Origin of the sequence: Bythopirellula sp., assembly GCF_041737835.1 — a bacterium.
Taxonomy (GTDB): Bacteria; Planctomycetota; Planctomycetia; order Pirellulales; family Lacipirellulaceae; genus Bythopirellula.
Map to the genome: position 1 here is coordinate 69,593 of NZ_JBGSQY010000049.1, position 13,779 is coordinate 83,371.

The following is a 13,779-nucleotide window of genomic DNA, read 5'->3' on the forward strand; positions in this document are numbered from 1 at the left end:
TCCTTTACTTCGAGCTCGGATCACCGGTCGGCGCAGGCGCATGATCTGTGTTCGCAGGTTGCCCCAAGAGTTCGCTAAGAATCGGCTTCAGACCATCGGCCCAAACCTGATAACCATCGACCGTGAGATGCACACCGTCATCAGTCATGCCTTCGGATAATTTCCCCTCGCCGTCGACAAGCTTGTCGTTCACGTTGAGAAAGCGCACTCGCTTGCCGTCGGCAAGTTTAGCCAAGAGATCATTAATCTCATCAATCGTTGGCATCGCGGCCGAGTTGTTGTCGTTGCGGGGCATGATCGCCGTGAGGACGATCGACGACTCGGGGGATTTTTCCTGGCAGGTGGCGATGATCGCTCGAATTCCGTCGACGACTTCCGTCACCTTTGCTTCATCACCCGCCTGGCCGTTGACGTTGTTGGTGCCGGCCAGCAGCACGATCACTTTCGGATTCAAACCCTCAAGCTCGCCGTTTTCGATCCGCCACAGAATGTGTTCCGTTCTGTCGCCTCCCCAACCAAAGTTACCCGCGTTCCAACCGAAGAAATTCTTCCGCCAATTCTCGAGCATCGGCTTGTAGGCGGCATCGCTCGCACCCCACCGCCGCGTGATCGAATCTCCCAGAAAGTACAGATCGATGCCCCCTTGCTTGGCCTTCGCGACCATTTGTTCGTGGGCAAGTTGTGAGTTGGCGTCTGTCTTTTCAATTGCTGGGTGTTTCTTAAAATTTGCCTGCGGGTCGTAGATTGGCACGACATCCAGCGGCTTCCCCTCCGCGAGCGTCGCCAACCACCGTGTCGACTCTTTATTCCACGGTTCCAACTGCTTGGGCGTGGCCAGATGGTTGTGCGGCGAATCGATGAGCGGCACGACTTCCTTTTTGCCAGGAATTAAATTGTAGGCCGTCCAAATCCCAGCAGGAGCCGACGTTTCGTCGACAAAACCCAACGCGATGAGCGTCGTCGCTTTGATTTTCGGTGCGAAATTCACGACGTCGAAATATCGCGCCGTTTCCATCACTTGCGGATCATCAGCGGGAAAATTCGGATAGCTGGCCTGCCGTCCACAATGGGGGCCGTTAGTGTCGCACCCTGCCGGCACGTTGACTATCACGTGCGTGACCTTGGGATGCAGCCCCGCCACGCACAGACTTTGCTGGCCACCCATGCTAGTTCCGTAACAAGCCAACGTCTTGCCATCCCAGTCGGGATGACTCGCCGCATAGTCGACCGCGCGATAGGCGGCCAGATACATCCGCAAAAAATAGCTCTCGTCACGATTGTCGTTGCCGATCGATTCGTAGTGCTTAATTTCGTCGGGAAGATCGTCGTAGTATTCCTGCGGTTCGGTCGGCAGCACATCATGCGGTTCGATGTTGATCACGAGCCAACCTTGCGCGGCATGGCCCAGCACCCACGATTTATCAAGCGGATAGGGCGGGCTGGCCCATTGAAAGATCAGCAGTGCCGGTTTCTTGCCAGCCTTCTTTGGCTTCGCATATTGGCCATGAATCTTGCCCCCGTCGACGTGATCCATCGTAATGAGGCCATACTCAATGTCCGGGCGGCCACTCTCGCCGGGAGTGAGCACTGGATTGGCTGGGACTTCCTCAAGCTCGGCAATTTTAGCCTGCCAGAACTCATCGAAGTCATCCGGACGCGGGACGCACGGTTGCAACTGCGTCGGTTCAACGGCAGCTCCCGCGACATCGAGCGGCTTCGCCTCGTCTGAAGATCGGATTTCCAGAAAAAGCATGGCCGGTTTGTCGGCTGCGATCTCTACCTTGGCATTGCCGTTACTGAAATGCAGTTCTCCCTCTTTGAGCATCTCAAAGTTGTTCTCCTTAACCACATATTTCAGCGGCGTAGCTTTGCCAGTTCGCTTGACGGTCCACCCTGCCTTTTCACCGAGATCATAAATTCCGTCGGCTTGAAAGGGACTGACCGTAACCTTCTGAGCCAAACAGAGCGAGGAAATGCTCAGAAAGAATATGGCTAGGCAGAGACGCAATCGGAGCATGATCGATTCCTGGAAAGACAAGCGACAAGGGGCGAAGTATTACAACCAGAACGTCCAAAAGTACACAACCAGCAATGTTAACACGATTCCCAAGATCAACCACACGGGGTTCATGGGGAGTCGTTTTTTCTGCGACTCGTCTTCATGCGCTTTATCAACTTTCTTCTGCTGCACACGCTCTTTTTCTTTTTGTTGTTGATGTTTTTCTTGACGGTCCATGCTTGTGTTCCTTAGGAAGTTGATGCATCGCCGTGATGACATCTGCAATCAGACTTAGGTACGTATAAACTCAAGCAAATCATTGTTGAGCTGATCCTTGTGCGTATCCGTGATGCCATGCGGCGCGCCGGGATAAATCTTCAAGATGGCACCGGGCACAAGTTTGACCGATTCCTGCCCCGCCGCGACGATCGGCACGATCTGGTCGTCGTCGCCGTGGATAATCAGTGTGGGGACGTCAAACTTTTTGAGGTCATCACGGAAATCGGTTTCGGAAAAGGCCTTGATCGAGTCGTAGGTGTTCTTGTGGCCACCCATCATCCCCTGCATCCAGAACGAGTCGATCATACCTTGCGAAGGCTTGGCCCCGGGGCGATTGAAACCAAAGAACGGTCCGCCAGCGATGTCTTTGTATTGCTGTGATCGATCCTTGATCGAACCGGCGCGAATCTGATCAAACACCTCAATAGGCAAGCCTTTCGGATTGTCAGCCGTTTTGAGCATCATGGGAGGGACCGAACTGACCGGGATCGCCTTGGCCACCCGCTGCGTGCCATGCCGACCGATGTAGCGAGTAATTTCACCTCCCCCCGTCGAGAATCCGATTAGGACAATATCGTTGAGATCAAGTTTGTCGATGAGTTGTGCCAAATCATCGGCGTAGGTATCCATCTCGTTGCCATGCCAAGGTTGGCTGGATCGACCATGACCGCGGCGATCGTGAGCGACACAGCGGTAACCCTTGTCAGCCAAGAAGAGCATCTGCGCTTCCCAACTATCGCTCGATAAGGGCCAACCGTGACTGAACACGATGGGTTGGCCCGAGCCCCAATCCTTGTAGTAGATTTCCGTGCCGTCTTTGGTGATGAAAGTGCTCATGAAACTCCTCAAGTAAAATGGCCCGCGTGGGCAACACATACCTGAAGAGTATAGCCGGTTTACCGGGGCACTTAAAAGTTACCCTGCGATACGTTCGGCCAATTGATCGATCTGGCCGCGCAGATTCGCCACGAGCATGTGGGGATTGGCCACTTGGCTGAAATGATGGTAATAATTTTGGCTTGCGGAGAGTTGCTGAGCGGAAATTGAACCGGCAAGCTCGTGGATTTCATCGAGTTGCTCGTCGACGCCTCTCAACTGATGATTCAAGTGGCGACTGTTGTGCCACAACCGCCCGGCCATCCAAACTAGTCCAACGATCAGAATTCCTTCCGCGGCGAGGGTTGTCGTGAGTCCCCATTGCCAGATGTAAGCTTGATTGAACGCCGCCGACCACAACAGGGCCAACGAACCACAAACAAAAGCCAGAATTCCGCCGGAGAGAAGAAAACTCAACGGCAGCGATTTTTGTTGGTACGGCAATTCCTCGGCTTCGCGCTCCACTTGCCGTGCGATGGCACGGAGTTGGGCCGACGATTCTGGAGCATCCAAAGTAAGCCGCTCCCAAAACGGTGGGGTATCAAGTGCCACGCGTTGTTGATAGGGAGCGCGCAGTTGCCGACCCAACCGCCGCAGGTTTTCCCGCGATTCCAAATGCACGAGCGGATCGATTGTTTCAATAGCAGGAACCGGCGCATCAAACGTTTCGAGCGCGATGCCCGTATCCACCAGCGTGACGTGCGCTGTGAATTTGAGTTCGCGACTGCACTTGGCACAGGTTCGTGAACCACGCCCTTCCGAGGCAACCGCAGGGACATCTTGATGGCAATAGCTACACCACATGCGCGCACTTCCTTCGGCCGATATTTCGAGACTTTCGTCATTAAGAATCGACATGCGAAGTTGGCAAACTGTAGCGATTCTGGGAAGTCTGCCGGCAAGCGTTGCTAGCATTACTTCTCGACAGGTGATGGCTCACCAGCATCGGTCACCACCCAATCCCCGCGCAGCCAATCGACAATCAGTCCGATCGTGTGCTCATCGAGCTGATTGAGCTGCGGATTATCATGCGGGGCGAACGCCGGCATGCGGTCGTTGCGATCGCCGTAGAAACGCTCCGCCGCGGGGTTCTTGATAAAGTCGATCATCCACTGCCGCGACATGTAACCCGTGAGATCGGGGGCCATGCCCAATTCGCCCGCATCATGAAATTTGTGGCAATCGACGCAACTCATGCCGTTGGGAACGATTTCCGCGAGACCACCTGTTATCAGTTCGCGGCCACGAGCAATTGTTTCTTGTGTCTTTTCTGCAGCGAGCGCAGAACGATTCCGCAGAATGTCAGCTTCGTTCGTGAGTGCATCGACAATCGCCTGCACGGCATTATCGACGGCTTCACGGTTCTCAGCCTCAACATCCTCGCCAAAGGCGTCACGCACGAATGTAACCATGTCGCCCTCGACAAAGGGTGAACCTTCATAGCCTAAGTGATGGGCGTCAGCAACTTTTTCAGGATTGAGAATCGCGAGATTCCACTCGCGGCTACCAACCCCAGCGAGATTCGGCGCGGTAGGCATGGGGTTGATGATCTTCATCTCACTAGCCATTCCCAGCAATTCATCGTCCGCTGAATTTGGCTCGTGCGTGTGACAACTCGCGCAATATTGCACGAACAACTTTGGCCCTTGCAGATACGGATCATTCTGCATCAGCGACAGCGCACCCGTCGGTGGAATTCGCTCAGCCGATTGGGCTAACTCGATGATTCGCTCGGCATCGCGTGCCGCTTGTTCTTTGGCGGTGATAAAAGCTCGAGAGGCATCGTAGCGCGTGGAATTGTCTTCGGTGCGTTCATGCCACTGGGCGTAGAAGTCATCGTTGACTGCCTGAGCTGTGAGCAAGGCAATTCCTCCCAACACGACCACCAGCAGGCCAACATTAAACTTATGCCCCGCTCGGCTGCGGCCAATCCACGGCATCAAAAACATGAGCGTGACAAAGATGCCGGGAATGACAAAGGCTCCCCACACTTCCAGATCGCCGGGGAACCACTTCAAGAATTGGAACAAAAACAAGAAGTACCATTCAGGCCGCGCGGCGTTGTAGGGACTGGACGGATCGGCCGGGGCGGTGAGGTCTGCGCCCCCGCCATACACGGCAAACACCAAGACAACGACCAGCACTCCCAGCGCCGCCACGCAATCTTTGAGCAACTGGTCCGGCCAAAACGTGGCGTCTGGGCCTTTCAGCGGTTCCTTCGCATGCAGACCATGCTTGCGGAACAACATCAAGTGCGGCACGAGCAGCACGACAAGCAGTCCCGGCAGTACGCCCGCATGCAAAGCCAAAAACCGCGTCAGCGTTAAATGACCGTAGTCGCTCCCGCCAATGGCGAGCTTGCGAATATCCGGCCCCGCGAGCGGCGCTTGACTCGCGAGATTCGTCCCCACGCTCGTGGCCCAATAGCCTTTTTGATCCCACGGCAATAAATAACCCGTGAGTGCCAGCCCGAACACGACCAGCATCAAAACCATGCCGATGACGAAATTCAATTCTCGCGGCGCGCGGTAGGCGCCATCCCACACCACTTGGGCGAAGTGCAGTCCCAAGAGCATCACCATCGCGTGGGCCATGTAATGGTGAATCCCCCGCAGCAGCCATCCCCCCGGCATTTCATATTGGATATAGAACACGCTTTCCCAAGCGGTCTGCGTGCTCGGGCTATAAGCCATCCACAGGAACGTGCCGGTGATGAGTTGCGTGAGAAACGCCACAACCAGCGTGCTCCCCCACACATATCGCCAACGTGCCCCGCCCGGGACTCGTTCATAAAGGGCTTCGTGAACCAACGAGCGCACCCCGGCGCGGTCATCCAGCCAATCGACGACTTTACCAATCGTGCCGCTCATGTCGTGGGGACCGCTTCCTTGAGACCCGTTTGAAAATCAATGTACTCGACCCAGATTTCGTGCACCTTTTCGCCGTCACCCGCCGTGACGTCGACCAATGTCACCGGCAAGTGATCCATCCCCCGCGGTGCGACCTCCGCATCGCCGTTCACCCGAGAGCCATTGAGATTGAACGCACTCGTGTGACAGGGGCAGCGAAACTTATCATCGCCCGGCGTGTAACCGATAAAGCAACCCGCGTGTGGGCATTTGGCCGTGAAAGCTGTTGGCTTTTCTTCGCCTGGTTGGCGAATCAAATAAATCGAGCCAATCCGCTGATCGGGATAACGATTCCAAGCATCGATGCGGTTGGCGATCACGGGGAACGCCCGCGGCACGCCGTCGTCGGGAAGCTGGCTCAACAATCCCACGCGAACCTTGGGGCTGGCACTTTTCTTGAACAACGGCGAGAGAAAGGTCACCACACCTGCCAAGAGTGGCGTTACGACCGCAATCGTCCCCGCCACGATCGTCGTGATCGCCGCCACAAAGGTCCGCCGTGTTTTCGGTGATTTCTGATCCATGGCCGCTCGCGGCTTAGCGCTCTGTATGTGTTACTTAAACTCTTCCAACAAAACCTTGGTGACCGCCGCCTGCGCTTCCGCCAGGCTTCCTTCAAACGCAATCCCTGCCGCAGCTCGATGTCCGCCGCCTCCGAAGCGTTCCGCCACGGCTCGCACATCGAAATCATTGCGGCTTCGCAGACTCACCTTCGTGATCTTCTTGAGCTCGACAAACAGCACCGCCACTTGGCTCCCGGCGACTGTCAGCAGCGAATTGATGACGTCTTCCGTGTCAGCGGTTTCCGCGCCGGTTTCTTCAAAGTCTTTAAGCGTGACGTGGGTAACCATCAACCGGCCCCCGGCCAGGGATTCGATGTTCCCCAAGATTCTTGCCCGTAGCATCAGCCGGGCCAGAGTGTGCTGCTCATAAAGTGCCGCAAACACGGCGGGCGGATTCGCCCCCGCGGCCACCAATTTCGCCAGCGCGAGAAAGGTTTGCTCGGTGACCGACGAAAAGCGGAACCAACCGGTATCCGTGGCGATAGCGGTGAACAGGATCTGCCCAAGCGTCGGGGTTAGCGTGACATCCATCGCTTCCGCAAATTCGAGAATCAACCGGCCCGTGGCTTCCGCCGTGGCATCCTTGAACACAACCGCTTGCATGTCGTCCTGGCTGACGTGATGGTCGACCACCACCCGCACGCCGCTGAAGTTCTTCACCACTTCGCCCATGGGCCCGAGTTGCACCCATGCGCTCGTGTCGAGCACCATCAGGACTTCAATCTCTTTCAGATCCGCCGCGGTAACTCCTTGGCCCAAGGTTTCGACACGCTTCTCAGGATCAAAGAATCGCAAATGATTGGGGACTTCATCGCCGTTGACGATTCGTACCTGCTTGCCCAGCGATTCCAAAATCTCCGCCATCGCCAGCTCGCTGCCGAGGGCATCGCAATCCGCACGGCAATGCGACGTTAGCAGAAACGTCTCGTGATCCGCGATGATCTGCTTGAGTGGTTGCCAATCAATCGTCATTTCAGCTCCACGGCAATGCCCTGCGTCGCGATTTCGCGCGTGAGCTTAATATCTTGTTGCAATTGATTCACCAAAGCTTCGGGTCCCGCAAACGTGGTCACATCGCGCAACCGCGCGAGGAATTCCACTTCGAGCGGTTGGCCATACAAACTGTCGTGATAATCGAGCAAATGAATTTCCACTTTCAGGGCGGACTCGCCAAAGGTTGGATTCGGTCCTAGGTTGATCGCCGCGGGGTAGAGGATCGACTGCACAATCGCTCGCCCGGCATACACGCCCGGCTTGGGAAGCAGTGTATCAATTCCTTCCAAATTTGCGGTGGGGAATCCGATGGAGCCACCCCGCCCTGCCCCGTGTGTCACCATACCCCGAATTCGGTACGGTGCCGAGAGCAACTGGCCAGCCGTCGACACGTCGCCGTCGGCAATCAATGTGCGAATCCTCGAGCTGGAAACCAATTCGCCGCCCAGCGCCACGGGCTGCACCACGTCGAGTGTGATACCCGCCTCTTGTGTAAGCTTAGCCAAATGTTCGACGTTCCCCTCGCGGTTGTGGCCGAAATAAAAATTAGGTCCTTCGACCATGGCTCGGGCATCGAGCGCACCCAACACGATTTTTTCAAAAAAATCTTTGGCCGAGAGTTCCAGCAGTTCCTGATCCGTGTGATACGCCACGACCATATACACACCGTGCGCGGCCAGCAGTTCCGCTTTGCGCTCGGTCCAAGTCAGCGGCGGCGGGCTTTGATCGGGACGCAACAATCGCACGGGGTGCGGATCGAACGTAAACACAATCGCGGGGCCACCGACTTCACGTGCTTTTTCCAATAGACGACGAACAATTTCGAGATGCCCTCGATGCACCCCGTCGAAATTGCCAATCGCCACCGCGCCTCGGCGGGCAGAGTCAGGTAACTGCTTGAGATCGCGGATGATTGGCACGAATGACTCTCACAAAAGGGCGTCATAGCAAGCCTCGATTATTCTGCCCCGCCAACCATTGGTCAACGATGATCCGCCGAAACCAAGAATTCATCGAATAACTACTCTACTTCATCGTGATCGCATGTTATTCTTGAGTAAGAGACCAAGGAAGCTGAAAGGTCTGCGGTGGGGTCGACTGCGACGCTGCCTTTGCAACGCGATTGGCAAATAACGGATGCCCCCAGCGATGCCCGAACAACAAAATTATCTGACTCCCGATCTGGTCCCCCGACTGGCCGCCATCGACGTCGGTAGCAACAGTATTCGTTTGGTGGTCGCCGAAGCCCAGTCCGATGGCCGCTACCGCGTACTCGACGACGAACGCGAATCCACCCGCCTCGGCCGTTCCTTGGCGTCGACCGGCAAGCTCGACGAGGGTTCGATTGCCGATTCGCTCGCCGCGCTGCGTCGCTTTAAGTCGATTGCTAACGGCCTCGGCATCGAAAACTTCCGCGCTATCGGCACCTGCGCCGTCCGTGAAGCGAGCAACGGTCCTGAATTTTGCCAAATGGTCAAAGACCAATTGGGCATCGACATCGGAATCATTAGTTCTCAACAAGAAGCGCGTCTTGCTTTTCACAGCGTGAAACGCCGTTTCGATCTCGCGGGCAAAAATACACTGCTCGTGGACATCGGCGGTGGCAGCACCGAGATCGTGCTCGCCACGGGTGAAATCATCGAAGCGATTTATGCCACGCAACTCGGTGCCGTGCGCCTCAACGAAAAATTCGGCGGTGGCCAATCGTTGGCTGGCGACGACTACGAACGGATGGAACGTTGGATCAATCGTGAATTAAATAAAACAACCGAGAAGCCCGAAGCGCCATTGCATCTCTTGATCGGCTCGGGAGGAACTTTCACCAGCCTCGCCAGTATTATTATGTCGGCCAAAGGGCAATCCCGTTTGCCGGTGGCTGGCTGCCGAGTCACACGAGCCGAGTTGCGGCATCTGATCGACCGCTTGCGCAAGATGCCACTCAAGCTGCGCCGCGAAGTGCCGGGGCTCAATCCCGACCGTGCGGATATTATCGTGCCTGGTCTCGCGGTGATCGATTGCATCATGCGCCGTTTCAAAGTGAATGTCTTGCAGGTGCATGCCTTCGGCGTGCGCGATGGCTTGTTGCTTTCGATGATCGAAGAATTGCAAGGCTCAGATCGCACTGACTTGCCCGCCGATGACGTGGCTCAAATGGAACGCTTCGCCACGGCCTGTGGCGTCGAACTCGGGCATGCGCGCCAAGTCGCGAAACTTTCCGGCGAAATCTACGCTGGTTTGAGCGAGTACTTCGCGATGGACAAGGAAGATATTCGTCTCCTCGAAGCCGCCGGACGAATGCAGGATGTCGGCTATTTGATTGACTACGAAAGCCATCACAAGCACTCGTATCATTTGATTCTGCACAGCCATATCGAAGGGTTTCGCCCCGAAGAGTTGGAATTGATCGCCAACGTCGCCCGTTATCATCGCGGGTCCGAACCCAAAAAGAAGCACGACAATTTCCGCCGCTTGAATGCGGAAGATCAATTGCGAGTGTTGCGCATGGCAGCCGTGTTGCGGCTCGCGGGTGGACTCGACCGCAGCCACAATCAAACAGTCGAGAAGGTCGAAGTTCGCATGAACAACGATCTCTTGGAACTTGTGGTCTTCGCCGACGAATATCCGGAAACCGATCTCTGGGCCGCGCGCCGTCGCACGGGAATGTTCGAAAAGGTGTTCGACACAGAACTATCAATCGATTGGATCGGCCACATCCCCGCCCCCCAACCAGTAGGTTAGCCGGCAGCGTCCCGCTGCCGTGTATTCTTAAACTTCACACGCGCTGAAACGCCAACGGCAAATAATCAATAATATCACTCGCAATCAGCGAAACTTCCCCCAGTTCCTCGGCCGCCAAATCACCCGCCAGGCCGTGAACGTGCACGCCCAAGCGGGCCGCGGCCCACGGCGTCATCCCTTGTCCTAACAGCGCCGTGATAATCCCCGTGAGTGAATCGCCACTGCCACCGGTGGCCATGCCGGGATTGCCCGTTTGATTGAACGAGACTCGTTCTCCGTCGGTCACAATTGTGTGATGACCTTTAAGAACGACGATTCTATCTTGACTCGCCAGTGTGGCCGCTTGTTCGGCGCGTTCGTTTAGGTCATCTGCACACTTTTTGCCGCTGAGTCTTTGAAATTCCCCCGGATGCGGCGTGAGAATCCGTGGCCCCGCATTCAGCGTCAAGCCTTCCTTCCACTCCGACATAGCGTTGAGCGCGTCGGCATCCAGAACCATCGGCTGCGAAAGTTTTTGATAAAGAGCATGCACCAATCGTAGCGTGCTCGCGGCAGTGCCCATCCCAGGGCCCAGCGCCAAGCAAGTTTGATTGGCAGCCAGCTCAAAGATTTCGGCCAGCGATTCTTGCTGGAGATAATCACAAGCAGCTTCCCCCAAACCGACGGTCATTAGCGAAGGCTCAAACCCCGCCACGGTCTCTTGCACCCCACGAGGCACAACCACGGTCACAAGTCCCGACCCGCTCCGCAGTGTAGCCATCCCGGCAAGCGCCGGCGCCCCAGCCTTGCCCCGCGAACCGCCAATAATCATCGCCCGGCCATATGATCCCTTATGACCTTCCGGATCACGGGATGCAAGTTTCGGCAGTTGTTCGTGAGTCACATCCGTCAACATTTACTACTCCAGCCGCTTGCGGCTTAGCGCTCCTGTATCTACTCACTCCGCCTGTCGTCTCGTCGCCACCAACCCCGCCAAATAACCTGCCTTAAACCCAGCATCGATATTCACGACAGCCACATTACTCGCGCAACTATTGAGCATCGCCAACAACGCCGCAAGCCCACCAAGATTAGCCCCATAGCCCACACTCGTCGGCACGGCAAATACAGGGCACGGCACATAGCCCCCAACGACGCTCGGCAGCGCGCCTTCCATTCCCGCCACGACCACAATCGCATCGGCGTCGGCGAACTCACCGAGCCGCGCGGGCAATCGATGCGGCCCCGCGACTCCGACATCGTGAACCATTGTCAAGTGGACTCCCATCCACGCCAATGTTTCTCGTGCTTCTTCGGCCACCGGCAGATCGCTTGTCCCCGCACTAATGACGGCGACATGGCCAACGGGTGCATCGCGCTTTTGAAAATCGACACGCAAAGTTCGCGCCACGGAGTTATAAGTGGCTTCCGGCAATTGCTGACATATCGCGTCAGATTTCTCGGCATCGATCCGCGTGGCCAACACATGTTGCCCGTGATCGAGTAACCGCCTCGCGATGCTGACAATCGCTTCCGGCGTTTTGCCGAGGCCGAAGATCACTTCAGGAAAGCCACAACGCCGCTCGCGATCCAGGTCAACAGTGGCCGCATCGGTCTGGGCAGTCACGAGCGCGGCCGCGCGTAAGAATTCCTCGGCCGAAATTTCCGAGGCCGCAAGCTTCCCGGCAAGCGTCACTAACTGATGAGAGTCCATTCCATCAGTCTAGCCCTTAGGCTTCACTTGCGGGAGCCCGTTAGCCGGCAGCGTCCCGCTGCCGAAGGCGAAACTTTTAGAGAAGACTTACTCTGCTTCGCGAAACTCTTCCCAACGCACGCCCAGTTTGCGCATCCGAGCTCGCAAAGTATGAGGATTGATCCCCAAGATTTTCGCAGCGCCCCGTTTCCCTTCCACCCGTCCTCGCGTTACCGCGAGCGCTCGTTCGATATGCGATTTCATCGCCGTATCCAAACTCGCCAGTGCGATCGGGGGCGACGAAACCTCCTCCACAACCGAGTGACCATTCGATTCGTGCCGAGGTGGCGCGCTCATCACGGGACCTCCTGGTCCTAGTGCCGCGGCAATTTCTAAACTTTTACCATTCCCCAAAATTGCCGCGCGATCGATGACCGCCCCCAACTCGCGAATATTTCCTGGCCAAGGATAATTGACGAGCAAATTGAGGTCGGCCGTCGAAGGTTCGACATAGGTCAAACCAAATCGATTGGCTGCTCGGTGAGCAAAATGTCGGGCCAGCGCGGGAATATCTTCTGTACGGTCGCGCAGCGGAGGTAACAAGATTGGGAACACATTGATGCGATACCAAAGATCCTCGCGAAACGAAGAGGCCTTAACCATCGTCGCCAGATCGCGATGCGTCGCGGCCACGATTCGCACGTCGATATGAATCGTCTCTTGTCCGCCGACGCGTTCCACTTGATGATCCTGCAACACGCGCAGCAGTCTCACTTGCGCGGGCAATGGCAGCTCGCCAATTTCATCGAGGAATAACGTCCCACCATCGGCACGTTCAAACCAACCTTGTCGTAGGTCTCCCGCGCCCGTGAAGCTTCCCTTCTCATGACCAAACAAATGTGAGTCGATCAATTCCGCGGGAATCGCACCGCAGTTCACGCGAATGAACGGTCCCGAAGCACGCGGCGAGCCGTTATGAATCGCCCGCGCGGCAACTTCTTTGCCGGTTCCTGTGTCGCCTAAGATCAGCACCGGCACGTCGGAGTTGGCCACCAGCGCAACCCGTTCCATCACATGCCGCAAACCCGTGTCGGCACCGACGACCGCGTCACTCATTTCTTGTCGGCCAAGTCGGTTGAGCAGTGTGCGTCGATCGGCTTCCGCTGCTTCACGGAGCGCGCGGAGTTCATGCAGTCGGCGATCGTTCTCCAGCGCAACCGCAAAGGGTTCCAACAATTGTTTGAGCATCCGCGCGTGGGCGGCCAGGAATTTCTCACCTTCGCGCGCCGTAAGGACAATTCCACCGCCGGCACTTTCGGTTCCCGCGAGTGGCCCGGCGAGCAAATCCTTGCCGTTCAGATCGGGCGCGAGCAAACTGAGCTCGGTGGCATTCTTACCCGAACGGCCATGAAGAATAGTCCCTGAATTCGACCACGCGACCAGTCGCCGCCACTGAGCAGCCGTGCAATGAACTGACGGTGCAAGCTGAGTGGTTTCTGGTGCCGTGCCCACGGTTTCCACGCTCTTGGAGGTCGCGTCAAAGCGCAGCACGCTGAGCGAGGTTAGCGGCAAATGCTCCGCTAGCATCTCGGCCAGTGTGAGTGTGGATTCCCGGATTTCAATGTGCCGGCACGCCTCGCGCCAGATGTCTAGCAGTAAGTCTGGAAAGTCGGTCATAAATTTGGAAGGCATGATACTGTTAAATATAACAGACAACTAGCAAATATCAACGAATATAGTACGTGATAT

Annotated in this window: 12 protein-coding genes; 1 reads left to right on the top strand and 11 read right to left on the bottom strand. The window is 56.4% G+C overall.

The features are described 5' to 3' along the window. Window positions 1–4: 4 nt before the first annotated feature. From AC6T8Q_RS15035 to AC6T8Q_RS15070, 8 genes are all read right to left on the bottom strand, one after another. Entirely contained in the window at window positions 5–2,017 is a 2,013-nt protein-coding gene (locus tag AC6T8Q_RS15035) for an acetylxylan esterase (RefSeq protein ID WP_500679853.1), read from the bottom strand. 39 nt (window positions 2,018–2,056) lie between these two features. Next, complete coding sequence (locus AC6T8Q_RS15040) at window positions 2,057–2,236, bottom strand: hypothetical protein (protein WP_500679854.1); 180 nt, start codon at window positions 2,234–2,236, stop codon at window positions 2,057–2,059. A 54-nt stretch (window positions 2,237–2,290) separates the two neighbouring features. Continuing rightward, entirely contained in the window at window positions 2,291–3,115 is an 825-nt protein-coding gene (locus AC6T8Q_RS15045; RefSeq protein ID WP_500679855.1) for an alpha/beta fold hydrolase, read from the bottom strand. Between the two features lie 78 nt (window positions 3,116–3,193). Continuing rightward, window positions 3,194–4,012, bottom strand: coding sequence for a hypothetical protein (locus AC6T8Q_RS15050; RefSeq protein ID WP_500679856.1), 819 nt, complete (start codon window positions 4,010–4,012; stop codon window positions 3,194–3,196). A 56-nt stretch (window positions 4,013–4,068) separates the two neighbouring features. Further along, window positions 4,069–6,024: a cytochrome b N-terminal domain-containing protein gene (locus AC6T8Q_RS15055; RefSeq protein WP_500679857.1), complete on the bottom strand. Its 1,956-nt coding sequence runs from the start codon at window positions 6,022–6,024 to the stop codon at window positions 4,069–4,071. Then, on the bottom strand, window positions 6,021–6,587 hold the full coding sequence (locus AC6T8Q_RS15060) for a QcrA and Rieske domain-containing protein (RefSeq protein WP_500679858.1): 567 nt from the start codon (window positions 6,585–6,587) through the stop codon (window positions 6,021–6,023). The genes AC6T8Q_RS15055 and AC6T8Q_RS15060 overlap by 4 nt, the downstream gene beginning before the upstream one ends. 30 nt (window positions 6,588–6,617) lie before the next feature. Continuing rightward, a complete protein-coding gene (locus AC6T8Q_RS15065) occupies window positions 6,618–7,598 on the bottom strand; it encodes a DHH family phosphoesterase (RefSeq protein WP_500679859.1) in 981 nt (326 codons plus the stop codon). Beyond that, window positions 7,595–8,539 carry a bifunctional riboflavin kinase/FAD synthetase gene (locus AC6T8Q_RS15070; RefSeq protein WP_500679860.1) on the bottom strand — a complete coding sequence of 315 codons (945 nt, stop codon included), beginning with the start codon at window positions 8,537–8,539 and terminating at the stop codon, window positions 7,595–7,597. The genes AC6T8Q_RS15065 and AC6T8Q_RS15070 overlap by 4 nt, the downstream gene beginning before the upstream one ends. Before the next feature lie 229 nt (window positions 8,540–8,768). On the opposite strand from AC6T8Q_RS15070, the gene AC6T8Q_RS15075 reads away from it, so the two are divergent. Then, window positions 8,769–10,358, top strand: coding sequence for a Ppx/GppA phosphatase family protein (locus AC6T8Q_RS15075; protein ID WP_500679861.1), 1,590 nt, complete (start codon window positions 8,769–8,771; stop codon window positions 10,356–10,358). A 34-nt stretch (window positions 10,359–10,392) separates the two neighbouring features. Here the strand turns inward: AC6T8Q_RS15075 and AC6T8Q_RS15080 are convergent, their stop codons facing one another. The 3 genes from AC6T8Q_RS15080 to AC6T8Q_RS15090 form a co-directional block, all read right to left on the bottom strand. Then, window positions 10,393–11,253 (bottom strand): NAD(P)H-hydrate dehydratase, encoded by an 861-nt coding sequence (locus AC6T8Q_RS15080; RefSeq protein ID WP_500679862.1) that lies wholly within the window; start codon window positions 11,251–11,253, stop codon window positions 10,393–10,395. Between the two features lie 42 nt (window positions 11,254–11,295). Then, window positions 11,296–12,051: a nickel pincer cofactor biosynthesis protein LarB gene (gene larB, locus AC6T8Q_RS15085; protein ID WP_500679863.1), complete on the bottom strand. Its 756-nt coding sequence runs from the start codon at window positions 12,049–12,051 to the stop codon at window positions 11,296–11,298. Window positions 12,052–12,138: 87 nt separating this feature from the next. Beyond that, complete coding sequence (locus tag AC6T8Q_RS15090) at window positions 12,139–13,722, bottom strand: sigma-54 interaction domain-containing protein (RefSeq protein ID WP_500679864.1); 1,584 nt, start codon at window positions 13,720–13,722, stop codon at window positions 12,139–12,141. Window positions 13,723–13,779 lie beyond the last annotated feature (57 nt).

Coding starts and splice junctions, on each gene's coding strand:
- AC6T8Q_RS15035 (WP_500679853.1), bottom strand. CDS start 2,017: ATGCTCCGATTGCGTCTCTGCCTAGCCATATTCTTTCTGAGCATTTCC.
- AC6T8Q_RS15040 (WP_500679854.1), bottom strand. CDS start 2,236: ATGGACCGTCAAGAAAAACATCAACAACAAAAAGAAAAAGAGCGTGTG.
- AC6T8Q_RS15045 (WP_500679855.1), bottom strand. CDS start 3,115: ATGAGCACTTTCATCACCAAAGACGGCACGGAAATCTACTACAAGGAT.
- AC6T8Q_RS15050 (WP_500679856.1), bottom strand. CDS start 4,012: ATGTCGATTCTTAATGACGAAAGTCTCGAAATATCGGCCGAAGGAAGT.
- AC6T8Q_RS15055 (WP_500679857.1), bottom strand. CDS start 6,024: ATGAGCGGCACGATTGGTAAAGTCGTCGATTGGCTGGATGACCGCGCC.
- AC6T8Q_RS15060 (WP_500679858.1), bottom strand. CDS start 6,587: ATGGATCAGAAATCACCGAAAACACGGCGGACCTTTGTGGCGGCGATC.
- AC6T8Q_RS15065 (WP_500679859.1), bottom strand. CDS start 7,598: ATGACGATTGATTGGCAACCACTCAAGCAGATCATCGCGGATCACGAG.
- AC6T8Q_RS15075 (WP_500679861.1), top strand. CDS start 8,769: ATGCCCGAACAACAAAATTATCTGACTCCCGATCTGGTCCCCCGACTG.
- AC6T8Q_RS15080 (WP_500679862.1), bottom strand. CDS start 11,253: ATGTTGACGGATGTGACTCACGAACAACTGCCGAAACTTGCATCCCGT.
- larB (WP_500679863.1), bottom strand. CDS start 12,051: ATGGACTCTCATCAGTTAGTGACGCTTGCCGGGAAGCTTGCGGCCTCG.
- AC6T8Q_RS15090 (WP_500679864.1), bottom strand. CDS start 13,722: ATGCCTTCCAAATTTATGACCGACTTTCCAGACTTACTGCTAGACATC.